At 40.2% G+C, this 24,485-nt stretch carries 20 protein-coding genes, 2 pseudogenes and 1 riboswitch; of the genes and pseudogenes, 4 read left to right on the top strand and 18 right to left on the bottom strand.

What is annotated here, in order from left to right; translation table 11 throughout:
- Positions 1-45: 45 nt before the first annotated feature.
- The 8 genes and pseudogenes from ACZ47Z_RS04290 to ACZ47Z_RS04255 all read right to left on the bottom strand — a co-directional run.
- The gene (locus ACZ47Z_RS04290) at positions 46-1,077 is read right to left on the bottom strand and encodes an LCP family protein (RefSeq protein WP_464525902.1); all 1,032 of its coding nucleotides are present in this window, start codon (positions 1,075-1,077) and stop codon (positions 46-48) included.
- Positions 1,078-1,367: 290 nt separating this feature from the next.
- Complete coding sequence (locus tag ACZ47Z_RS04285; protein WP_441909946.1) at positions 1,368-2,261, bottom strand: phosphatidylserine decarboxylase; 894 nt, start codon at positions 2,259-2,261, stop codon at positions 1,368-1,370.
- An 11-nt stretch (positions 2,262-2,272) separates the two neighbouring features.
- Complete coding sequence (locus ACZ47Z_RS04280; protein WP_054753779.1) at positions 2,273-2,896, bottom strand: CDP-alcohol phosphatidyltransferase family protein; 624 nt, start codon at positions 2,894-2,896, stop codon at positions 2,273-2,275.
- Positions 2,897-2,944: 48 nt separating this feature from the next.
- Positions 2,945-3,979, bottom strand: coding sequence for a lysylphosphatidylglycerol synthase transmembrane domain-containing protein (locus ACZ47Z_RS04275; protein WP_055172924.1), 1,035 nt, complete (start codon positions 3,977-3,979; stop codon positions 2,945-2,947).
- A complete protein-coding gene (locus ACZ47Z_RS04270; protein ID WP_237985202.1) occupies positions 3,969-4,649 on the bottom strand; it encodes a phosphatase PAP2 family protein in 681 nt (226 codons plus the stop codon). Before ACZ47Z_RS04270 ends, ACZ47Z_RS04275 begins: the two co-directional genes overlap by 11 nt.
- A gap of 199 nt (positions 4,650-4,848) precedes the next feature.
- Complete coding sequence (era, locus tag ACZ47Z_RS04265) at positions 4,849-5,748, bottom strand: GTPase Era (protein ID WP_015529342.1); 900 nt, start codon at positions 5,746-5,748, stop codon at positions 4,849-4,851.
- 23 nt (positions 5,749-5,771) lie between these two features.
- Positions 5,772-8,697: pseudogene (locus ACZ47Z_RS04260) on the bottom strand (insulinase family protein).
- A 225-nt stretch (positions 8,698-8,922) separates the two neighbouring features.
- A pseudogene (locus ACZ47Z_RS04255) lies at positions 8,923-9,105 on the bottom strand (AAA family ATPase); the annotation flags it as partial.
- A gap of 351 nt (positions 9,106-9,456) precedes the next feature.
- Here ACZ47Z_RS04255 and ACZ47Z_RS04250 point away from each other — a divergent pair.
- Entirely contained in the window at positions 9,457-10,608 is a 1,152-nt protein-coding gene (locus ACZ47Z_RS04250; RefSeq protein ID WP_441170669.1) for a double-cubane-cluster-containing anaerobic reductase, read from the top strand.
- A gap of 192 nt (positions 10,609-10,800) precedes the next feature.
- Positions 10,801-11,577: an acyl-CoA dehydratase activase gene (locus ACZ47Z_RS04245; RefSeq protein ID WP_054753777.1), complete on the top strand. Its 777-nt coding sequence runs from the start codon at positions 10,801-10,803 to the stop codon at positions 11,575-11,577.
- A gap of 85 nt (positions 11,578-11,662) precedes the next feature.
- On the opposite strand, the gene ltrA is transcribed toward ACZ47Z_RS04245, so the two are convergent.
- Together ltrA and ACZ47Z_RS04235 are read right to left on the bottom strand one after the other, a co-directional pair.
- Positions 11,663-13,075, bottom strand: a complete 1,413-nt coding sequence (gene ltrA / locus ACZ47Z_RS04240; RefSeq protein WP_054753775.1) for a group II intron reverse transcriptase/maturase — start codon at positions 13,073-13,075, stop codon at positions 11,663-11,665.
- A 638-nt stretch (positions 13,076-13,713) separates the two neighbouring features.
- Complete coding sequence (locus tag ACZ47Z_RS04235; protein WP_054753773.1) at positions 13,714-14,760, bottom strand: helix-turn-helix domain-containing protein; 1,047 nt, start codon at positions 14,758-14,760, stop codon at positions 13,714-13,716.
- Between the two features lie 244 nt (positions 14,761-15,004).
- On the opposite strand from ACZ47Z_RS04235, the gene ACZ47Z_RS04230 reads away from it, so the two are divergent.
- The gene (locus tag ACZ47Z_RS04230) at positions 15,005-17,392 is read left to right on the top strand and encodes a glycoside hydrolase family 2 TIM barrel-domain containing protein (RefSeq protein ID WP_055157974.1); all 2,388 of its coding nucleotides are present in this window, start codon (positions 15,005-15,007) and stop codon (positions 17,390-17,392) included.
- A 163-nt stretch (positions 17,393-17,555) separates the two neighbouring features.
- Here ACZ47Z_RS04230 and ACZ47Z_RS04225 read toward each other — a convergent pair whose 3' ends face one another.
- Genes ACZ47Z_RS04225 through acgA form a run of 6 tightly spaced genes read right to left on the bottom strand, consistent with a single transcriptional unit; the run spans position 17,556 to position 22,084 of the window.
- Entirely contained in the window at positions 17,556-18,491 is a 936-nt protein-coding gene (locus ACZ47Z_RS04225; protein WP_020436943.1) for a DUF1848 domain-containing protein, read from the bottom strand.
- Positions 18,492-18,550: 59 nt separating this feature from the next.
- Positions 18,551-19,465 (bottom strand): SIR2 family NAD-dependent protein deacylase, encoded by a 915-nt coding sequence (locus ACZ47Z_RS04220; protein ID WP_227176927.1) that lies wholly within the window; start codon positions 19,463-19,465, stop codon positions 18,551-18,553.
- Positions 19,416-20,189, bottom strand: coding sequence for a protein-ADP-ribose hydrolase (locus ACZ47Z_RS04215; RefSeq protein ID WP_054753760.1), 774 nt, complete (start codon positions 20,187-20,189; stop codon positions 19,416-19,418). The genes ACZ47Z_RS04220 and ACZ47Z_RS04215 overlap by 50 nt, the downstream gene beginning before the upstream one ends.
- On the bottom strand, positions 20,186-20,797 hold the full coding sequence (locus ACZ47Z_RS04210) for a 4Fe-4S binding protein (RefSeq protein WP_054753757.1): 612 nt from the start codon (positions 20,795-20,797) through the stop codon (positions 20,186-20,188). The genes ACZ47Z_RS04215 and ACZ47Z_RS04210 overlap by 4 nt, the downstream gene beginning before the upstream one ends.
- Positions 20,798-21,862, bottom strand: coding sequence for a radical SAM/SPASM domain protein, ACGX system (acgM, locus tag ACZ47Z_RS04205; protein ID WP_412941779.1), 1,065 nt, complete (start codon positions 21,860-21,862; stop codon positions 20,798-20,800).
- A 27-nt stretch (positions 21,863-21,889) separates the two neighbouring features.
- Entirely contained in the window at positions 21,890-22,084 is a 195-nt protein-coding gene (gene acgA / locus ACZ47Z_RS04200; protein ID WP_054753741.1) for an ACGX-repeat peptide, read from the bottom strand.
- 173 nt (positions 22,085-22,257) lie between these two features.
- On the opposite strand from acgA, the gene ACZ47Z_RS04195 reads away from it, so the two are divergent.
- The gene (locus ACZ47Z_RS04195) at positions 22,258-22,581 is read left to right on the top strand and encodes a winged helix-turn-helix transcriptional regulator (RefSeq protein WP_055157986.1); all 324 of its coding nucleotides are present in this window, start codon (positions 22,258-22,260) and stop codon (positions 22,579-22,581) included.
- Positions 22,582-22,645: 64 nt separating this feature from the next.
- On the opposite strand, the gene ACZ47Z_RS04190 is transcribed toward ACZ47Z_RS04195, so the two are convergent.
- Positions 22,646-23,191 carry a hypothetical protein gene (locus ACZ47Z_RS04190; protein WP_055158004.1) on the bottom strand — a complete coding sequence of 182 codons (546 nt, stop codon included), beginning with the start codon at positions 23,189-23,191 and terminating at the stop codon, positions 22,646-22,648.
- A gap of 223 nt (positions 23,192-23,414) precedes the next feature.
- A complete protein-coding gene (locus tag ACZ47Z_RS04185) occupies positions 23,415-24,053 on the bottom strand; it encodes an ECF transporter S component (RefSeq protein WP_020436912.1) in 639 nt (212 codons plus the stop codon).
- 202 nt (positions 24,054-24,255) lie between these two features.
- A riboswitch (FMN riboswitch) is annotated at positions 24,256-24,404 on the bottom strand.
- Positions 24,405-24,485 lie beyond the last annotated feature (81 nt).

Genomic DNA, 24,485 nt, shown 5'->3' with positions numbered 1-24,485 from the left:
TCTATTTCTCACAACTCTTTTCAAAAATCGGTTTAACTCCAGCTCTTACTGCTGTGTAAAATCATTATTCGCTGTTGGTGCTACCGCACTTTCCTGAGCACTGATCGACTGAACTGTCTCAGAAGGTGTATACGTTTCTGTCGGATACAAAAATGTATGCATCTGTGTACTCATGTCATTCAATGTAACCGGAACTTCATAGAACACACCATCAATCTTACCGGAATAGAATACCTTTGGAAATGCATCCATTGCTTCCACCTTGTATTCTGTGATTGTACTTAAAAGACGAAGCACTTCGCTCTCTAAATAGTTTGTATTAATTTTATCAAGCATGCTCTTGGCAATATCGATCTTTTTCGCTTTGTCGAGCTCCTGTGCTTTTGAGAAAATCTTAAAGAGAATTGTTCTCTGTCTTTCACTTCTCTTATAATCTCCTCCTTCTGTATAACGGATACGGCTAAATGCAACCGCCTGTGTTCCGTCTAATGTATAAGTACCAGCTTCTGTAATTTGTGCAGAAGATGTTCCCCTGATTCCATTAAGCTCATTAATATAACCGTTGATATACTTTGTTTCTTCTTCTGTAATATCCTGCTCGATTCCACCCATATCATCAACCAGTTCTGCAACATTCATGAAGTTAACTGTAATATATTTCTGAATATCCAGATCAAAGTTTGTATTTAATGTATCCATTGCAAGCTCCGGTCCTCCGAAAGAGTGTGCATGTGTGATCTTATCCAGACCATGACCTTCAATCTGTACATAACAATCTCTATAGACAGAAGCAATATACACTTTTTTATTTGTATTATCTACATTTACCACCATCAGGGAGTCTGATCTTGTTCCCTTACCAAGATTATTTTCCCTGGAGTCAACTCCAAAAATAGCAAATGTCTCCTGATTAACTTCCGGCTCTTCTTCTACTTCTTCCGGCTCTTCTTCCTTTTGTACTACCTGCTTTGTCTCTTTCTTTGGCTCTTCCTTTTCTTTCTTCTTTCCACAACCGGAAAAAGAAGCAACTGCAAGTGCAACAATCAAAAGAACTGCAAGTATTCTTCTCTTTTTCACCTGAATTTTCCTCCTTCTCTCTGTCTTATCTCCATATTGATACGAAAAAGTTTCTCGTTACTGTTCACACGATGTGCGACCAGCAACGCATCTCGCCATTTTAAATCGCCTTTGGCGATAAGGCGAGATGCATTCAAGCCAAAACATGCCTCCTCCGTGTCAATCAGCGGAGTGATTGACACGGGAGTGAACAGTAACAGTTTCTCTGCATATTTGCAAAAAATGGCTGTGTTTCATCAACAAACACAGCCATTTTAGCACACTTTATTTTAGAAAGCTATAGAAAATCCTCAGTTCTCGCCCGAAAACGGTTCTTTCTGACATTTTTCACCAATTTTCTCACCCATCTTTACCAATGTCTCTGCACCGGTTGCACTGTTTCTCACCAGATCTTCATCCGTCTGCACTTTTCCCGGCTCTGTCAAAAGAACGACTGTAGACCCGCCAAACTCGAACATTCCTTTTTCTTCTCCCCGGTGTACAACAGATACTTTCTTTTTATAATTCTTAATCCGTCCAACCATAAGAGCACCGACTTCCATCTGCAAAACGGTTCCCAGTTCTTCTGTCTGTACAAGACAATATTCCCTTGTATTCATCTTGTAAATCGGAGCATAGTCATTTGCCACCGGATTTACTGTATGGAATACTCCTCTGATCTTTCGCTGTGCAGATTTCACACCATCTGCCACATAACAATATCTGTGGTAGTCATCTACCGTGAGACGGATTATATAAGCTGTTCCACCTTCATAGCGTTTCGCAAGCTTTTCATCCTTCAGAAGACTACGGACTGTATACTGTGTCTGTTTGATAAGAAAAAGTCCATCCCTTTGAATCGGACAAACTGTCACTTTCCCGTCACAAGGACTGATCAGCACTTCTTTTCTTCCGTCAATCGGACGTTCCTCCACTAAAATCTTACGCGTAAAAAAGTCATTATAAGAAGAATAATGTTTCTTTTCATAGATTGACAGATCAATCTGATTCTTTCTGACAAACGATGGAATCAACAGCCTGGACACTCTGCTGTCCAGCACTTTTCCGCCAAGTCGGGATACCCCGGATCCAAGCAATGGTTTCAACATCATTCTTGTCAATGTATGTCCATAGATATATTCCAGGAATCTGTCCTGCCCTGTTGTTTTCTCCATCCTGTTTCCGTTTCTGTCTGCATAAATCATAATCTCTCCTCTTACATGAATCTTCGTCTCAATGTCCAGACTACTGCAACCGCTACTACTCCGACTAATGCAGAAAGTGTCTTATTCCCCGGCTTTTTTAATTTGAAATCCATAACAAACAGAAGTCCTACAAGAAGAACCATCGCATGCAGTGCAATTCTGAAATCACAGTGCAAAAATGGGCGAAGCACAACAAGAATCGGTAATGCGATCGACATGGATGTGATCGGCAATCCCTGATAACACTTTCTGTTCTCTGTTGTCTCATCCTGTCGGCACTCTTCTGTTACATTAAACCATGCCAGACGGATCAATCCTGCCAACACATAAAACATAAGAATAAGAACACCGACAATCCCATTCATTCCCATACAATAACAGATGATCGCCGGTCCAACTCCAAAACAGACAATGTCGCACAGTGAATCAATCTGGATTCCAAAACGTTTCTCTGTTTCTGTTCTATCCTTCTTTGTTCTTGCAATCTTCCCATCAAACATATCACACAGACCAGACAATGCAAGACACAATACTGCAAGATCCAGATGTCCATTCAATGACAGCATCATCCCACCAATTGAAATCCACAGACTGATATATGTAAGTATAACTGTGTAATCATAAACACCTAACATTTTATTTCCCCCTTGCTTTTATTCTTATCAGAATAACCATCCTTTTATTTATGCTTTCTTCCTTAAGTTTCTTCCTATTGTAAAATTCGCCACGATCGTAAAAATTGCACTGATCAATAATTCTGTATAATATCCAAGTCCTCTGCTTAAGATCATTCCCGGGATCAAAAGTGCACTTCCAAAAACTGGTTCAAAAATCATCGAAAACAGTTTTTCACTGATTCCCATCCCCCCCGGCAGTGGCAGCATATCCACAGAAACGGAAATCACAGACTGCAGAAGAATAATCACGAATGCATTCGTTCCGGACAGTCCAAATGCCTTATATACAAACCAGGTTGCTGTAAACAGTGCGAACCTCTGAAATAATGTGATTGCAAATACATTGACCAGTACCATTATATGATCTTTCAGATAAACCGCTGTTGTATGATACTGATCCATCGATGCATTCAGTTTCTCAATTCTTGTACTTTTATATCGCATCAGATGCATTTTTTCCAGCAGTTCCATCCCTTTTACAAGAATAGAACGCGCAAGCACCGGATGAAATACAAGGAGCAGCATAGAAGCCACACAAAATACATTTAGGCCTGTTCCAAGATAAAAAATATGACGGATATTATACATATGTGTTCTGATGAATCCCCTGCCGAAGATCATAAGTCCAAGACCGATCACAACGAGAACCATTTTATAGGTAATCGTGACAATCATCAATACAAGCGTTGATACCGGGATTGGAATTTTCTCTTTCTTCATATAATAAATCTGTGCCGGCTGTCCTCCTGTTGCGGATGGTGTGATACAGCTGAAAAAGAATCCTACAGAGGAAAACAAGAAACATTTCCATTTCTTTAGATGAATACCAAGCGTATGCATCATATAAAATATAATAATTGACTCTCCCCAGATAAAGATAATCACACAGGCAACACCCGGAAGCAACCAGTATGAATTCACTGTTTTCAGAATTTCTGCAATCTCACTTAAATCCTCCCCATGGAATACTCCATAGATTGTTGCCGCAAAGACAAGAAAGAGAAAAAGTACATTAAATATCATTTTCTTTTTATTTTCCATTTTCTCCTCCTGCTTTACGAACCAGATTTCTGTAAATTTTCCATCCGTTTGTCCGGCAGCTCACAAACCAGGTCAGCTCCGCTACCGCAACTCCACCGATCACATCCACAATTACATGCTGTTTTGTTACAAGCGTAGAAACAAAGACCAACACTGCGATCATTACAGATACGATCTTATACCACCCCGGTACTTTTTTATCTCCCCTGATTCCAATACAACAGAACCAGCTTGCCATACAATGGATTGATGGAAATAAATTCACCGGTTTATCAATCTGATATAAAAAACGCATGCCCTGAACAAAAATTCCGTTTCCTACAAGTTCTGGTCTTACATTTGTTGTCGGATAAAACACAAAAAACAGAAAACAAATGATTCTTGCATACAAATCAGCCGTAAAGAATCTGTATTTTATCTCTTCCTCCCGCAATGATACAAGCAGATAATTAATCACCCAGAAAATGTAACATCCAAAATAAACAAGAATAAATACCGGGATCAATGGGATCTTTGTATCTAATGCAAGTGACAGGTTATGGTACTCACTTGTATCTGTCAATCTCGGTGCTCCCCAGTAGACAGCTGAATTCACCAGAAAAACAATTACCGGCGGGAGTAAGATTTCTATTATTCTCTTTCTGTCCAAATCCCCTGTCCTTTGTCTCACTTCTTGTTTTCTCCATTCTTTTCCCATTTTATGATGTAACCAGATTGCTCCATTGCTATGTACTTACATCATTTTATCCCACTTTTTCATAATAACAATAGGCTTTGGCATTTATTAAAGAAAAAAGTGCCATTCTTTAAGGAACAGCACTTTTTTCTTTAGAATATCTTCAGAATTTACCGCAAATGCATCTCAGGGCTTACATCTCGTCTTCCCTGTATCCAAAATTTTTCATCATATAATCGCTGTCTCTCCAGTTCTTCTGAACCTTCACCCACAGCTTCAAATTTACTTTGCAATCCAGCAAACGCTCGATCTCAAATCTTGCAGTACTTCCGATTTTTTTCAGCATACTTCCCTGCTTTCCGATGATGATCCCTTTATGGGAATCTCTCTCGCAGATGATTGTAGCATCAATATGACACACTTTGTGGTTCATCTTCATCTGATCGATTGCTACTGCGATTCCATGAGGGATCTCCTCATTCAAGCTGTGCAATGCTTTCTCGCGGATAATCTCTGCCACGATCTGGCGCTCCGGCTGGTCTGTGATTGTATCTTCATCATAGAACTGCGGTCCGTATGGAAGATATTTCATAATTACATTTACAAGCTCATCCGTATTATCGCCTCTTCTTGCAGATACCGGAACGATTTCTGCAAAATCACATTCCTTACGATATGCATCAATAAACGTAAGAACCTCTTCCTTCTTCACCATATCAACTTTATTAATAACAAGAATAACCGGTGTCTTTACCTTCTTTAACTGCTCAATAATATGCTTCTCACCTGCACCGATAAATGTAGATGGCTCTACAAGCCAAAGTACAACATCCACTTCATTCAAAGAACGTTCTGCAATATTCACCATATACTCACCAAGTTTATTCTTTGCTTTGTGAATTCCCGGTGTATCTACGAACACAATCTGACCTTCCTCTGTTGTCAGAACAGTCTGGATACGGTTTCTTGTTGTCTGTGGTTTATTTGATGTGATTGCAATCTTCTGTCCGATCAGACGATTCATCAAAGTAGATTTTCCAACATTTGGTCTTCCGATCAGTGTGACAAATCCTGATTTAAAATTATCCTGCATACTTTTTCCTTTCTTTTTCCATCTTAAAGTGTCTTTATTTCAAGGAACATCTCTTTCTGCTCCTCAATCTTCTCTTCACTTCCGATCACGCAAAGTTCATGTGCATCAAGTAATGCTTGAAGTACATCGGCAAGTGCACGGATGTTCTGACTGCTGTGCATCAAGGATCTGATCTCTCTCTTCCCTGATCATCTCAGCAGATACATGGTTCATATAAAGATTCATTGACCTGCTTCCCTTTGCTGCCGGATTCATCGGACGGTCGATATTACTGATCGTTCCGATAATAAACTTGTTCATGTCTCTGTCATCTACATTGAAGTTCTTCAGATAATCCACAACTCCTTCGTAGATTTCCATTGTCTTCTCCAGATTCGGGTCACGGTAAGATACCAGATATCCCTCTCCAATACGATTGAAGCTGCTCATGCATCCGTAAGCTCCGCCCTTCACACGGACATTCTGCCACAGATAATCATAGCTCAAGATGACTTTCAGAATCTGAAGTGCTCCTGTATACTCAACACCACGGTCGATAAAGTTACCTGTTCTTGCAACATACTGAACTTTTGAAGATGTCTTGAATCCCTCGTTGCGTTTCACACAATGAATTTCACACGGTATCTCTGCTTCCTTCTCCTCTGTATGAAGTGTGTCTGCAATCTTTGCAAATGCCTCTTCCATCGGTGCAAGACCATCCGCTGATGAAGTATAACTGATGATCAGATTATCCTTGCGGAAAATCTGCTGTGCAATCTGTCTTAAGTTTTCAATCAGTTCTGCTTTCTTCTCCTCAAAGTTTTCCTCCAGTTCCTTTACAACCTCATAGTAACCGATTCCATCTGTATCATCCTTGAACTTCGCCATCGGTGAAGTATAAGACAGGGAACGAAGGGCTGCTGTTGTGTGTCCGGATGACAGGAAAGACATCTGCAGTCTGGATTTCAACATTGCTAAGATTTCTTTCAGACGCTTCTCATCTCCAAGATCAGATTCCATCAGAATCTCACGCATCATAGAAAACAGAACATTCATCTTCGGATACAGTGCTTTACCTTTGATTTCAAATGTTGCACGGAATTCTTTCTCCTTTACCTTTGTTACGTCTGTGTAAAGCTCAAGAGAAGTTCCGATTCCTCCTGTGTGTACATTGATCTCATTAAATAATTCACTGTATTCATAATTCTTTGTATTAATAATTCCAAGCACACTCTGCAGAATGCTGATATATGGAAGTTTCTCTTCCGGAATACCGGACAGGTCAAACAAAAGCGCTGTGTATCCAATTCCATTCGTCTCAACTTCATGGTGTACCAGCTTCACTCCGCTTGTCTCAAGCTCTTTATTATAAATCGGTGCGATCTCTCTGGAAATATCTTCGCGTCCGAGTACAGGAATCTTCGCCAAATCCTCCGGTGCCGACTCTTCTTCCTGATATTCTTCCAACTCTTTCGTCGCTTTCACAAGTGCATCGATTTCTTCTTTTGACAAACTGTCTTTGTATGCTTGAAGCTTATCTGCAAGTTCCTTATCCATTCTTGCAGTACGTCCACGCTCCGGCTTAATGATCACGATAGAACCATGTGTATTATCCAGGAGATATTTCTGGATCAGTTCTTCAAAGTATCCTGTTTCCACCTGTTCTTTCAAAAATTCAAATGTCGGAATCGCCTGCATATGGATAAATGGTTTCGTCTCATCATACAGCCAGCTGTCAAACAACTGAAGACCATACATCAATCCACGCGGATAATTTCCGAAATCAGCCTCGCGGAAACGGAATTCATGATAGTTGATTCCTGCGCGAAGTGCTTTCTTATTGATTCCATTTTTCACAATATCTTTCAATGTATCTTCAATTACACGAACGAATTCTTCCTTCTGCTCTACATTCGCATTCTTAGAAATCACAGAGAAGATCGGCTGATAAACTCCGTTGTCATAAGATCCTGAGATATCCTTGCCGACCCCAGCATCCAGAAGTGCTTTCTTCAGCGGTGCGCCCGGTGCGGACAGAAGTGCGTAATCCAGAATCTCAAATGCCAGATATAGTTTCTCATCCAGTGTAGTACCGATCACTTTGTTATAAGAAAGATAGGTGTTATCCTCCTCATTCTCTTCACTTGCGATGGAATACTCCTGAACGACTTCCTTCATCTCTGTAAATGGCTTCTGCAGATGAATCTCTGAATCCACCGGTTCATTCTCAAAATCTGACAAATACTTCTCGTCAAGCCATCTTAATTTCTCTTCCATATTCATATCACCATACAGATAAATATAGCTGTTAGATGGATGATAATACTTTCTATGGAAATCTAAAAATTGCTCATAAGTAAGTTCCGGAATCACCTCCGGGTCTCCACCGGACTCTACGGAATACGTATTATCCGGGAACAGAGAGTTCAGAACCACGCGGTCAAGTACGCCTTCCGGAGAAGAGAATGCTCCTTTCATCTCGTTGTATACAACACCGCTGATTGTCAACTCTCCATCTGGATCATCCAGCTTATAGCTCCAACCTTCCTGGCGGAATGTCTTGTCATTCTGATAAATATTTGGATAAAATACTGCATCCATATAGACATGCATCAGGTTCTGGAAATCCTTGTCATTGCAACTTGCCACCGGATATACCGTCTTGTCCGGATAAGTCATCGCATTCAAAAATGTATTCAGAGAACCTTTCACAAGCTCAACAAACGGATCCTTCACCGGGAATTCTTTCGATCCGCACAGAACAGAATGTTCCATAATGTGTGGAACTCCTGTACTGTCTGACGGTGGTGTACGGAATCCAATTGTAAACACCTTGTTCTCATCATCATTTTCCATAAGAAGCACTCGTGCTCCGCTTTTCTTATGCTTCAGAAGTGTCCCCTTTGACTTCAGATCAGATAAATCTTCTGTCTGGAGCACTTCATATGCATTCAAATCATATATACTCATTCTTTTTCTCCTTGGTTTTTGTTCTTATAAATATCAAATTTTTCAAAGATTGACTATTCTTTAGTATATCCGATTTCACTGGTAAATACAAGGAAAGCCAGTGGAAAGAAAACTTTTTAAAATCTTTTTGTTACTATAACAAAAGGATGAATCCCCTAAAATCTTCATCCCTTTATTTTACCTTTATTCTTCTGTTCCTATCAAAACCTTTTTTCCACGAAATGCAAATCCGCTTTCTCTGTTCGATGTAATTCTATATTTTTCGGCTAAATCCACGATCAGTCCAAGAACAAATCCGTGGTAGAATCTCTCCGGTTCCTGTTCTTCGGATGGCTTATTCCCGGTATCAAAACTGCTAAAGGTCTGAAGTGCAACCTGATTCATAAACTGATTCATATAATCCAGATCCTTTCCGCATGTTATTATCACATTACTTTCCCTATTGTATCATATTTTTCCGCTTAAACAAAGAGTAGGGTTTGTAATAACATTTGGCACTTAATGATATATGTAAATTATAACCCGTATTTCCGACTGTAGTTTCTTCTCCTTTTTCACTTATAGGTTTCATCTATATATATTCATTTCATATACACATTATCTATTGGAAAACTTCATTCAAAAACGATAAAATTTATCTATAAAGACTTTGGTTATGAGTGTATTATTCCCATCGTTTGTTTTTTTGGAAAGCATACGTTTAATAAAATAAGCTCTCTACAACAGCCATCCACAAAACCAACAATAAGGAGAACGATTATGGAAATTATTAAAGATTTACCGGAAGTATTCGAAGAATTCGCAGAACAGCGTCAGAAATCATTTCTCGCTGTAAAACAGTTGAAAGACAAAGGAATCCCTGTGATTGGATCCTACTGTACTTATTTTCCAAAGGAGATTGCCATGGCAATGGGCGCAGCAACAGTCAGCCTCTGCTCTACATCTGATGAGACGATCCCAGCAGCAGAAAAAGATCTTCCACGTAACTTATGCCCACTGATCAAATCAAGTTATGGATTTGCAAAGACAGACAAATGCCCTTTCTTCTACTTCTCAGACGTTGTTGTCGGAGAGACAACATGTGACGGTAAGAAGAAAATGTACGAATACATGGGCGAATTCAAAGAGGTCTTCATCATGGAACTGCCACAATCCCAGAAAGCTGAAGTACTCGACCTTTGGAAGGCTGAGATTCTCCGCTTCAAAGAATATCTCGAAAAAAAATTCGAGGTAACGATCACGGAGGAACAGGTTCGTGAAGCAGTTAAGCTTGAAAATGAAGTCCGCACATCCTTGAAGAATCTTTACGGAGTTATGAGACATGATCCTGCACCGATCAAAGGTCATGATCTTTTCCGCGTTCTGTATGGAAGCGGTTTTAAGCTTGACCGCACTCTGATCGCCGACGAAGTTGACGCACTGACAGCCAAGATCGAGAAAGAATATGCGGAAGGAAAACGTGAAGATAAGAAACCTAGAATCCTGATCACAGGATGTCCGATCGGCGGTGCAACAGAGAAGATTATCGACGCTGTTGAGAATAACGGTGGAATCGTTGTTACATTTGAAAACTGCTCCGGTGCAAAATCCATCGACCGCCTCATTGACGAAGATGCTGAAGACATTTACCAGGCAATCGCAGAGCGTTACCTCTCAATCGGATGTTCTGTTATGACTCCAAACCCGAACCGTCTGGAACTTCTCGGAAGATTGATTGATGAGTATAAGGTAGACGGAGTCCTTGAGATGACTCTTCAGGCATGCCACACATATAACGTAGAGACTCTTTCCATCCGCCGCTTTGTAAACGAGGAAAAAGGAATTCCATACATGAATGTTGAGACAGATTATTCCCAGACTGATGTCGGACAGCTGAATACACGTATTGCAGCCTTTATCGAAATGTTATAATCTGGTAACTGTTCAGAGCCAAGCAAAATTTCAAAAAACAGCTATAAAATGCTTGCATTTTTAAGAATGTTTTTGAAATTTTATTTGGCGGATACGCCACACCGACGAAATGCGTAGCATTTTGGAGGTTGGCTCTGAACAATCGGCTGTTCTCGTGTGAGAGCCGACTGTTTTTATAAAGGAGCTTTTATTATGAACTATATTGGAATTGACATCGGTTCAACCTGTGCGAAGACAGTTGTTTTGAACGAAAAGAAAGAACTTATCCTGGAATTCGTTCAGCCAACCGGATGGAGCAGCGTAGATACAGCCGAGGAAATCCGTCAAAAACTGGAGTTTGCCGGAATCAATCTTTCTAATGAATCTTCCCACTGTGTAGCAACCGGTTACGGACGTATCTCTGTTCCTTATGCCGATAAGACTGTTACAGAGATCACCTGTCATGCACTTGGTGCCGTACATTTATTTCAGCATCCTGACCTGACCGTAATTGACATCGGTGGCCAGGATACGAAGATCATCCAGATTGAACAGGGATTCGTAAAAGATTTTATCATGAATGATAAATGTGCCGCCGGAACCGGACGTTTTCTTGAAGTGATGGCCAACACACTTTCCCTTCGCCCAAATGAAATGTTTGATCTGGCACGCCTGGGTTCTGACACAACGATCAGCTCTATGTGTACTGTATTCGCAGAATCTGAGGTCATCGGACTGATCGGTAAAGGCGAGCCAAAAGAAAATATTGCTTATGCAGTAGTAAATTCCACCATTCGTAAAGTTGCCGCCCAGGTCAGCCGGATGAATGGTGAAATGTTCACATTCTGCCTGACCGGAGGTCTGTGTGAATGTGATTACATCCGTGAGGCTTTATCAAAAGAACTTGGAAAAGATGTTTTTTCCTGCCCGGATGCCCGTTACGCCGGTGCGATCGGTGCTGCACTTAGTGCGATGAAGGTACGAAGATAAATATCCATCGAGTAGGAGGCTAACCATTAGTTGATTAGCCGACCTCTCACACCACCGTGCGTACCGTTCGGTACACGGCGGTTCTTTAGTTTTCGTAGACTACTAGATAATAGTCAAGCATGGATGTATATCCTAACTTGGCTATTATTTTATTCGAAAAGATTTGGTTCAAGACTTTCGCCATTCTCCAATAGCCTTTTCTACTGTTGGCTAATTCCTTGGCTTTCCAATCCTCTAATCCTAGTGCTTTCAGCATTCGGCACTTTGTTTTGATTTTCTTCCACTGTTTCCAATAGACCGCTCTGATTCTGCGTCTTGCCCATTCGTCCGTTTTCTGGAGAAGTTTCTTCATGTCTGCAAATCTAAAATATTCTACCCATCCTCGCACATACTCTTGATACTTCTTTTCTCGCACTTCATTGCTTATCCCTTTGTTCCTGTCAGTAAGTTCTCTGATTCTATTCTTCATCTTTGCTACTGACTTCGGGTGTACTCTAAATCCGCATTTACCTTTATGTCTATAAAAGCTATATCCGAGGTATTTGACTGTGCTGATATGAGCCACCTCTGTTTTCTTCCGATTTACTTTAAGAAATAGTTTCTTTTCAATAAATGGAATGATGTTCTTCAAGGTTCTTTCTGCGCTTTTTCTGCTCTTGCAGAAAATCATACAATCGTCTGCGTATCGGACAAATCTATGTCCTCTATTCTCCAGTTCCTTATCCAACTCATTTAGCATTACATTACTAAGCAATGGGCTAAGCGGACCGCCTTGTGGCATTCCAACCTCTGTACGTTCAAACATTCCTTTTGCGATTACTCCCGCATTCAGATATTTGTGTATTAAGGATATAACTCTGCCATCTTTGATGGTTCTTGACAATACTTCTATCAGCTTATTCTGGCATACTGTGTCGAAGAACTTTTCCAAGTCCATATCTACCACATATACGTAGCCATCATTTACGTTCTTTTGGCATTGTCTGAGAGCATCGTGTGCTCCTCGCTTTGGTCTGAAACCGAAACTATTTTCTGAGAATTGCTCCTCATAGATTGGCGATAATTCCTGTGCTATTGCCTGTTGAATAACTCTATCAACAACAGTAGGAACTCCTAACTTTCGAAATTCGCCTTTTGTTTCCTTGGGTATTTCTACCCTTCGAACTGGGTTAGGCTTATACTTTCCTTCCCTTATCTCTTGGATTAAGGAATCTTGGTTTTCTCTAAGGAAGGGCAGAAGTTCATCCACCTGCATACCATCGATTCCACCTTTTCCTTTGTTTTTCTTGACTTGTTTATAGGCATTGTTTAGATTGCCTTTTCGCAAAATCAAATCCAAAAGATTGTTCGTCCAATAGTCTGTGATGACACCGCTCTTTTCAGCAATCTTAGAGTAGTCGAACACTTCTGCATACTCTTTCTGTTCCGCAGATACCATTTGCAGATAGTCTTCCATATGAAGTTGTCTGTTCTTAAATCTACTTTCAGTTACATTCATTGCTTGTGTCTCCTAAAGTTCAGCCCTTCGCCAGTGTTTGCAACCACTGGTTTACTATGGCTTCTGCTGACTTCTCTCCATTCGTTGTTACTGACGGATTTCATACTCTGTTTTCATCCGCTGACGAGACCTCCCTTGGTACCACACGTTTCTTTCTCTCCATATATCTGCCACATTTACTACTGTTAATTCCGAGTAGTTATTGGACTTTAGTTTGTTGTGCAACCTTATCCTTAACTGTAGCCTGATGTGATTTCTGTTCGTCAGACCAGAGATTTGCCTCCACCTTCCTTCAGATTCCCCTCACGTTAATCATAGCAACTCTATGAATAGGACACCCTTGGTCTTGGCTATATCCTTCCCACTACTAGGGTGGATTAGGGACTTTCACCCATTAGAAACGTGCGCCGCAAGGCGCACACAAAAAGCACTTCTCAGATTAACTCCTAAGAAGTGCTTTTATACGTCTTCTGTTTGACTTAACTGTTTATGAACATTACGTCCACCATACATAATTCGCACTACGTATACTATTCCCGTTTCATTTCTGCTTCAACTTCATCTGCTGAATACACTCTGCCTGTTCTTTTACTTCAGGTTCGACACGTGCAAATACATTTGCTGTTCTTGCTTTCCATTTAGTGAAACTGCGATTTTCTATATTCTCTCGGAGTCATTCCATAATTTTTTTGAAAAAGTCTGTAAAATTGTGTCCTATTGCTAAATCCAATCCGTTCCATAATTTCCGCCACTGTAAGGTCAGAATCCAAAAGAAGTTCCCCCGCCTTTTCCATTGTAAATTTCGTACTATATTCATACAGAGACAACCCTGTATATTTTTCAACCGTTTTATAAAGATAATCCCCTGAATAACTGAACTTTTTCTCCAAATCCTTTCTACGTACCTGTCCATCTTTTTCTCGAATGTAACTGCTTATCTGATCAAACAGTTCCCTTTCAGATGTATTTCCAAAAGCAACCGGCGTATTCGTATAGGCTTCTTTATCAAACAATGCAGATAACATTTCAATCATTGCTCCTGCAATCTGAAAATTTGATTTTGGCGTTCTCTCCTGCAGGCCTAGTGCAATTTTGTCAAAACAATCATGCACTACTTTTGTCTCTTTCATCGGAATAAAATCGATATAAGCCCGTTGTGATGCCTCTTCTTTATCCAGTTCATGTAAAAAGAACTTCCTTACCATTTCATATTCCGGTGTGAGTTTCCTGGTAAAAACACTTGGAAATTGTAGTAAATTCAAAATATATTCTTGTGTAAACTCCAGGAAAATCACTCTGCAATACTCATCGAATTCCTCCAGATGGCGAATATTCATATTCATCAGACAGCAACTTCCTTTCGGATAAAGATGTATGGTATTCTCAATATTCTGATATAACCTTCCATCCGCAACATACATCAACTCATAGAAATTATGTCTGTGCATACTTTTTCCTTCAAGAATTTTGTCCGATTCCTTCTTGTCCATGCAAAAATATCCTACATCCTTCGGTCCTATAAATGTAAGCACCTCTCTTCCTTCTTCTTTTTCCGGATAATAGGAATCTAAAATAAAAGAAAGACTGTCTTCTGTAAAATGATTTTCTCCAAAACCTTTTTCATACGCCTTCATTTCTTTAATTAAATCCTGATGCATCATAAGACGCGTAGATTGAAAATACATCGTTTATTCCTCTTTCTGATAAAAATCAGTTTTCGTCTTTTTATAGTTATCATTCCTGTTTAGCACGAATAGCTCTTAATAATTGAATCTGATACATATAGGATTCAATCCCCTCATATATGCCATTTATACTCCATTTCATATTATTTATAATAATATGAAATGATATGGGTGTCAAAATTTTTTTACCACTCACTAGTATAACCGAATTGTTCTGTTCAATAGTAAAAGGGGAGGAAAACTTATGCAAAAAACAGATTTCAACCGTGACTGGACCGTGCAGAAAGACGGCTCCACCGAAATACTTCATGTCAATCTTCCAGATGACGCCATGATCCGTGAAGAGCGCTCAAAAGAGAATAAAACTGCAAGTGCAAGCGCCTATTTCGCCGGTGGCAAATATATTTACACTAAAATTTTCAATCTTTCGGAAGATGAAACCAGACAGACTCTGATCTTAGAATTTGAGGCTGTCTATCAAAACGCAATCGTATTCTTAAACGGTAGACAGGTTGCCGAACGTCCTTACGGATACACAAACTTTTTTGTTGACATCACTGGAAAAGTCATTGCCGGAACAAATGAACTGAAAGTCGTTGCAGACAACGCAGATGTCCCGAACAGCCGATGGTACTCCGGATCCGGTATCTACCGCGAAGTGCACCTTTACCGTTCCGAAAGTTCTTATATTCGCCCAGAAGGGTTGAAAGTGCAGATTGTTGATCTTAATACAATCCACATTTTTGCTGATGCGGTTATGCAGCCTAATGAAAAAATTGTACTGGAAATTTTCAGTGACAGTGGCAAAATTGCATCTGCCGAAGGCACAGATGTCACAATTACCATCCCAGATGCACACCTCTGGTCTTCCGAAGATCCTTATTTATATACCTGTCAGGCTACTCTTCTGCAAGGCGGAACTGTCATTGATACTGCAAAAAGCTCTTTCGGAATCCGTACCCTTTCCTGGGGAAAAGATGGATTCCTTGTAAACAACAATCCCGTCCTTTTCCGGGGTGCCTGCATCCATCATGATAATGGAGTACTCGGCGCCTGTGGCTTCCATGATGCCGAATTTCGGCGAGTACGCATTTTAAAAGAAGCCGGATTTAATGCCATCCGTTCTTCACACAACCCTATTTCAAAGGCAATGTTGGATGCATGTGATAAACTTGGTATGTACGTTATTGACGAAGCTTTTGATATGTGGCTGATCAAAAAAAATCCTTACGATTACGCCGGTGAAAAGTTTTCCAAATGGTGGAAAGATGACATTGCTGCCATGATTTCAAAAGACTATAACCATCCTTCTGTTGTGATGTACTCTATTGGAAACGAGATTACAGAACTTGGCCTTGCAACCGGACAGGAACAAGCCCGTATCATGACTGAATTCTGCCATACACAGGATCACACACGCCCTGTCACAGCCGGGATCAACCTGATGCTCGCAACAATGGCTAAAAGTAAAAAAAGTATTTATGGCACAGACGAAGACGGCAACGTCAAAAACAGTGGTACCGGAGGAATGGATGATGCTCCAACCTCTGAATTTTTCAATATCATGATGAACAAAATGGGCGGACTCATCAATAAAGCTGCCAAAACCAAAAAGGCGACTGCCATTGCTGAAATCATGTCCGATATTTTTGATATTCCCGGATATAATTACGCGTCCAGCCGCTATAAAATTGATGCAAAAAATCATCCTGAACAGGCAACAACCGGTTCCGAAACCCTTCCACAGACTCTTTACGATAACTGGCAGCTTGTAAAATCCATTTCCACTATGACCGGCGACTTTATGTGGACTGGATATGATTATCTTGGCGAGTCAGGAATCGGTACCATCCAGTATAAAGATAAGAAAACAAAGCAACCTGCTGATCCAGGTCTCATTATTTCCGGTGGTGCCGGTATCATTGATATCTGTGGAAAGAAACGCCCGGAAGTCGGATGGAGTAAAATCATCTGGGGATTACAGAAAACTCCAACAATTGGCGTTGATCCTTATACACGTGCAGACTACTTCCAGTCTCTTTCTATGTGGCGTATCACAGATGCGGTAGAAAGCTGGTCCTGGGAAGGCTGTGAAGGTAAAAAGGCATCTGTAACAGTCTACTCCGATGCAGCCAAAGTAGAACTGTTTGTCAATGGAAAAAGTGCCGGTAAAAAGAAAACAAAAAAAGATATTGCAAAATTCAAAAAAATCCCATATGAAGCCGGAAAAATTGAAGCCGTTACTTATGACTCCTCCGGAAAAGAAACAGGCCGCACCTCACTGATCTCTGCCACTGGAAAAACTTTGATAAAGCTTACTCCTGAGGCAACCAGTCTCTGCGCAAATGGTCAGGATCTCTGCTTCCTTAATATCGATCTTATCGGGGAAAACGGAATCACAAAATCTTCTGTCGACCAGAATCTGAAGATAGAAATCTCCGGTCCTGCAACCCTTCAGGGCTATGGCTCTGCAAGACCGAATATTGAAAAAAGCTTCTGCAGTGATACTTTCAAGACATTCTACGGAAAATCCTTAGCCGTTATCCGGGCTGGATATGAACCAGGTACTGTCACTGTAAAAGTTTCCGGAAAAGGATTAGACACACAAAAACTTACATTAAATATCTGCTGAAACTCTACAGATTTCTAAATAAAATCAAGGGAGAACATCAGAACTCTTTTTCCGTTCTGACGTTCTCCTTTCGGTCATTTTTCTAATATAGTTGTGCTACTTGAAAATCAATTGTTATGTTCTAATTATCTTTTCTCTATTACCGTTATTATGCAATTTTATTCTAAAACTCCAATCGAATCTGTCTGTCAATCCAGCTTTCCTGCTTTGCCTCACGAACAATATCACCCGGCATATGTCCACCAATTAGAAAAGGAGATGCAGGATTATGCTTTCTCATATTTTCTTTGACCAAAACAGGATTTACATTCGCATAACAGTATTTACACAAATGTCCGCAAGTATCATAGGCACCTATATCTGTCCCCAAAAGGCACGCACATTCCCCATTTCTCTGATTTTTCTTTCTCTTTGGAACTTCCAGTCTGCTATGGAGAGCTGTCTCAAATGTATGAACAGTCATACACCCGGAGCAATCTGCACCATATTGGGCAAGCTCTTCTCCTTCTGCACAAGGCCTCAGAACCATTCCATACTTTGATGCTATTTTTACAAATGCTTTTCCTATCATAGCCCGGTCTTCTGCCCGTACTGATTTTGCTTCTGGAAAATTGCGTTCCACCTTTTTATAAATATCTATAAAGCTGATTACACATGTCTTTGTGTATCCGGCAAGATTTTCAGCCATTTTTTCAAATTCAGATATATGCCACTCCACAGAATGTTTTTTATCTATAAAAATCGGATCATATCTCCATCCAATACTGTCTACGCCCACGACATCCGACAATTTTTTTAAACCTTCCATCACAGTTTCTTTATCCGGAACATTTGGCTCAACATCTCGTCCGTAAGGCGTAATTGTTACAAACCAGTATTGACCATACGGTTTTAACTTATCAAGAAACGGCAGCATTGGAAGAGGGTTCTTCGTGCAGAATGCGATCAGATCCACAACTTCTGGTGAAAGGCTGTATTTCGTCACCTGTTTTGGATTATAGGGATTCCTCACGCATACATATCCATCTTTTATCCGATTCAAAAACCATTTCGAATAAAATGCAGGTATATCTGTTCTCATTCCTGTTTGTATTATCATTTTATCATACCCTCTTTTGTCACTGTTCACTCCGTTCACAACCGCTCTTTATCACAAGTCTACAGTTCTTTCAGAATCTCTCCAATATCTTCATTCATACAAACAGACTTTCTCGTTATTTCTGCAGGTGCATATGCTTCACTCTGGTTCAAACACACATAAAATGCATGTTGAAATTTGTTTGTCATCTGCCAAAACGGATATTTTATAATACCAGGAGTATTATATCCTACACCAAGCTCCAGGAACACCATTTTCTGCTTTTTATGTTCCTGTATAAATCTCTCATATCTTTCTGCTGCCTGATGCCATCCTTCATCTTCAACAAATGTCTGATCCGCTCTGAGATTCATACTCATCGGCTTACCGCAACGTGGACAATATGGAATCTGACCAGACGGAACCATACGCTTAACTTCTCCATCTTCCGGTTTTTGCAGTTCGCCATCTTTCATCTGAAATCCCTGACTCAGCATCATTTTTTTAATTGTTTCTTCATTGTCATAAGTTTCCTTATGGCAAGGTTCGCTACATTGAAACACCCCATAATCTCCCTGTGTATAAAAGATTCTGTTTTTATCAAAACCAGCCTTCTGGAAACAATGATCCACATTTGTCGTCAGAATAAAATAATCTTTTTCTTTTACTAGCTCATACAGGTTCTGATATACCGGTTTTGGCGCATCCATATATCGATTGATATAGATATACCTGCTCCAATATGCCCAGTGTTCCTCTAAAGTCGAATAGGGATAGAATCCACCTGAATACATATCTGAAAACCCATACTTTTTCTCAAAATCTGAAAAATAGTATGTAAATCTATCTCCGGTATATACAAACCCTGCCGCTGTAGAAAGCCCAGCTCCTGCCCCAACTATAACTGTATCTGCCTGTCTGATTTTTTCTTTTATCTGTAATATCTTATCCGAGTAACTGCCTGTAGAGTCGTTCATCTTCCTCTTTAAAAACATTAAATATCACCTTTATCTTTGATTTTGTTCTTTCCTTATATTCTTTTACCGTCTGTACCGCAAGCTCGGCAGCTCTTTTATTTGGAAACATAAACACACCTGTCGAAATACAACAAAAAGCAATACTAGTCGCCTCATTCTCATCAGCAATCCTAAGACATGATTCATAGCAGGATATCAGTAAACGCTCATGTTCCTTTGTCAGCCGTCCCTGTACAATCGGTCCAACTGTATGAATCACATGTTCACACGGCAGATTAAACGCTGGCGTGATCTTGGCCTGCCCTGTCGGTTCTTCCTGTCCCTGCTTTATCATCATATCATTGCAATAGTTTCGAAGCTGAATTCCTGCATAAGTATGTATGCAATTATCAATACAGTTATGACAAGGATGATAGCATCCTGTCATACCGCTGTTAGCCGCATTTACGATTGCTCCCACTCTAAGTCTTGTAATATCACCCTTCCAGATATACAGATCAGGCTGCACCTCCCTGATATCTGCCAATGTGACAATCCCCTTCTTCTCATTTTCTTCTGAAAGGTACGCATCCTGAATCTGCAAAAATGCAGGATCAATTTCCTTCGGCATTCTTATATTCATAAGCGATCTGAGTAACATTTTCTGCTCGTCTGCATCTGATGGAATCTGCATGTTCTCATATTCTGGTCGCTCTTCCAATAATTCTTCGATTAAATATCTTCTTCTGTCATTCTGATTCATTTCCTGATCACCGCTTTCACCGGACATTTTTCATAACAATTTCCACAATGAAGACAGTGCTCCTGCCGGATGACAAAAGTTGTTCCCTTCTCAATACATTTCTGTGGACAATGTTTCCTACATGTGCCACAGCCAATGCAGGATTCCGTTATGTAATATCCTTTTTCTTTTATATTAACATTCCCCAGAATATATGTCTCCCGGAAAATTGGATTTACGCCAAGATTAAAATACTCCACTTCCGCCTGATCAATACAGAAAATAATTCCGATTTCTCGTGTATCTCCCGGATATACATTCGCAAGGTACGGCTGTTCTTCAAAAATGAGATCCATCCATTTTTTCTGTTCATTCTCTGCTACTGCGTAAGCCTTTCCTGACAAACGAATCATTTCTTTGTATTTTGTATAAGCAAGAATCTGAACCCTTCCATCTTCCATTAATTCTTTGCAAAAATTTTTACCTCTGGCGATGAAAAAATAGAGTGCATCCGGCTCATAATGAATCGCACTGATATTCCGTATCTGTGGTGCTCCTTCACTGTCTACTGTTGCAAATGCAAGCACTCCCACCAGTTCCATTTTTTTCAGACATGTTTGTAAATCCATTTATTGCTCCTCCAATCTCTCCCCGGTAATCTCATTTCTTGTCTTCCAGCACTGTGGATCTGCCCCATAAAAGTCACCGCTTGTTCCATTGGCAACGGCAGGACATCCACGACACCATGCCTTTAGTTCACATTTGCTGCATTTTACAAATTTATCGTAATCTCTGTATTTTTCCATCTGACAGATCCAGACGTCTGCCAGTCGGTCTTCAAAAATATTGGCCACTTTACTGTCTGTCACCCTTCTACATGCCATAATATCTCCATTGGAAGATATGGTAATATGACAATTTCCACAGTTACAACCACCATAGATCATTCCTGCCTCTGTACTCTCAGGAAGCTTAAACTGTCCGGTTTCATATTCATACAGCGTCCACAAATGATCCTTTTTATTAAAATAGGTCTCGCATCCTGCCTTTTCATATGCCTTATACTTTGCATCACAGACTTCCAGAAGTTTTCTGTATTCTTCCGGTGTCATGCTTGTGTCAACTTCACCGCCTATAGGCACATAACGGGAAAATGCAAAAACCTTTACTTTCGCTTTTACAACTTCATCAATAATATCCGGTATCTCATCCATATTTGTTTTGGATACCGTGCTCATAATTACACTTTTTATTCCTGCTCTGTTCAAACATCCGATTTTCTCAATCGTCAGATCAAAACTTCCCGGCTTTCTGAACCAGTCATGAGTTTCTCTCATTCCATCAAAGGACATCTGATATTTGTCACAACCGCACACTTTAAGCATACGACAGACTTCATCATCTAGATGAAATGGATTTCCCATCAACGTAAATGGTATATTTTTTGATTTTAACAACACCATCAGTTTCCAGAAATCCGGATGAAGGATAGGATCTCCGCCAGTAATATAAAAATATGGCACTCTGCCATATACTTTGCAGAAATCCTCACAGCTTGCTACTATCTCTGTCATCTGCTTCCAGGTCATGGACTTTAATTCCTTACAACCTTCACCTGAAAATATATAGCAATGTTTGCAACGCTGGTCACACTCATCTGTAATATGCCACTGAAAAGAAAAATACTGACTCATCCTATCCAACTCCTTCCTTAACTAATTTTACTTGTCAGATGCTCCACATGCTGTTCCGCATGCTGCCGGTTTCTCTTCTAGCTTGTCTGCTGCTCCACATGCTGTTCCGCATGCTGCTGGTTTTTCTTCTGGCTTGTCTGCTGCTCCACACGCTGTTCCGCATGCTGCACTAGTTTCTGTTTCTGCTTTCTTTTTCCATCCAAAAAGATTTGATAATGACATTTTGTTACCTCCTGATATTTTTGTTTGTTGTTATCTTTGTTGCAAGATTATAATATCAAGAGTTCTTAACTGACAAAAGTACGCACTTTTTTATAACCTATTGCTTCTTTTTGTCTGTTACATTAAAATTAAATATAACAATAAAAAAGGATGTTATATTAGGAGGCGATCATATGTTAACAAAAGAAGAATTACCGGAATGTCCTGTAGCTATTACTGTTGGATTAATCGGAAGTAAATGGAAATTACTGATTTTAAGAAATCTTCTTACAAGACCCTGGAGATTCAATGAATTGAAAAAAAATCTTGATGGAATCAGCCAGAAAGTATTAACTGATTCCTTAAGATCCATGGAAGAGGATGGACTCATCACCCGAACCGTATTTCCCGAAGTCCCTCCTCATGTAGAATATGCTTTAAGTGATCTTGGTGAAACTATGCGCCCTATTTTGGATGCCATGAAAGAATGGGGGACTTGGTATAAGGAGAATTGTTAGAGAGGGAAGCTGCTTTCACTTGCAGCTTCCCTCTTCTACACCATCGCATAATCCTCAATATTCGTTATTCCTGAAATGTTTTCAATGCATCAATTGTCCTCTGGATCAGTTCATCCAGTGTCCATCCAAGCATCTCTGCCCCTCTTTCGATCACTTCTCTGGAACAGCCGGCGGCAAATCCCTTGCTCTTATACTTTTTCTTCACTGACTTTAACTGCAGATCCTGAACGCTTTTGGACGGGCGCATCAATACAACCGCTCCGATCAACCCGGTCAGCTCATCTACTGCATAAAGTACCTTCTCCATCTCATGCTCTGGTTTTATATCTACGGTAATCGCATATCCGTGACTTGCTGTTGCGCGAACGATCTTCTCGTCAATCCCGCGCTCTCTCATAATTTCCTGTGATTTTATACAATGTTCTTCTGGAAATTGCTCGAAATCAAGATCATGCAGAAGTCCGACGATTCCCCAGAATTCTTCTTCCTCGCCATAGCCCAGTTCTCTCGCGAAATAACGCATGGTATTCTCAACGATCTGCGCGTGTTCCAAATGAAATGCATCTTTATTGTATTCTGTTAATAAGTTCCATGCTTCTTCTCTGGTCATATCTTCCCGGTCCTTTCTTTGTGTGAAACTATTTTTTTGTCATTTGTTTTTCACATCATAGCACACTTTTCTTTTCTATGCAATTCCTATCTGTTTTGTATGTTATACATTCTACTGGTCTGGATAAATAAATCCAAACAAAAAATACCCTGGAACAAGATTTAAAACCAATCTGTTCCAGGGCTACTTATATTCTTTTATTTGTAGGTTTTCTCTTCGTCTATTATCTGATTCTGAAGATCGGGCTGATCTTCTTGTAGATCAGAAATACAACAAGTGATACAACAATTCCCTTCACAAGGTTGAACGGTGCTACCGCAAACATAACAAATGTAGAAAGGCTTGTGATATGTGAGTTAACTGCTGTTCCCATACCAACCAGTGCATCAATCGGCATTCCGAATGCTTTTGCATAAGTCGGAAGAAGTACGAATCCATTCACGAAGCATCCGATCACGATCATCAGAAGCGTTCCTGTTGCCATTCCGATCAGAGCGCTTTTTCTTGTTCTGTTTTTTCTATAGATCAGACCTGCCGGTACACAGAAAGAACATCCGATAATAAAGTTTGCAATTTCTCCAACACCTGCTGTTGATGTTCCTGTCATAACAAAGTTTAATAAGATCTTAACAAGCTCTACCAGAACACCTGCCATAGGTCCCATTGCAAAGCATCCTACCAGAACCGGAACTTCACTTAAATCAATCTTATAAAATGTCGGTGCAAACGGAAGTGGAATCTCGAACATCATCAGAATAATTGCGATTGCTGAAAGCATTCCGATCTGAACTAATGCCTTTACCCCCAGCTTCGGCTGAATCTTCGCATCTGCGTTTGTTAGTGTCTTTGTCTCTGTACTCATAGTGTTACTCTCCTTTTTCTATCCGCTGTCTTTATCCTAAACAGCATTTTTTCTTTTTGAAAAAGGTAATCTTCACAAGAAAAAAACCGGAAGGTAATTACCTTCCGGGATTCATGTTTTCTGCTCTTAATGGCATTCTCGCAAGATTCTCAGGCAACCAGATATCATATTCGAATATCTCTTTTTCTGATCCTGCGGGCATGAACTTCTTCTCTCATCCAGACTTTACTGTCGGTACCGGAATTCCCATTCTGTAATGCCATCACAGACGAGTCACCAGTTCAGCCGCATCATATGCGGGTCGCGGACTATACCGCCGGTTGGGACTTGCACCCTACCCCGAAGATTAAATTCCTTTTACTCTTACTACTATAGCGCGCTCTTACTAAAAATGCAACCCCTTTTATTGATATTTAATATCATTTTGCACCG

Source organism: Mediterraneibacter faecis, assembly GCF_055383675.1.
The sequence above is the reverse complement of the archived record's forward strand: the minus strand, read 5'-3'. Positions and strand labels throughout refer to the sequence as shown.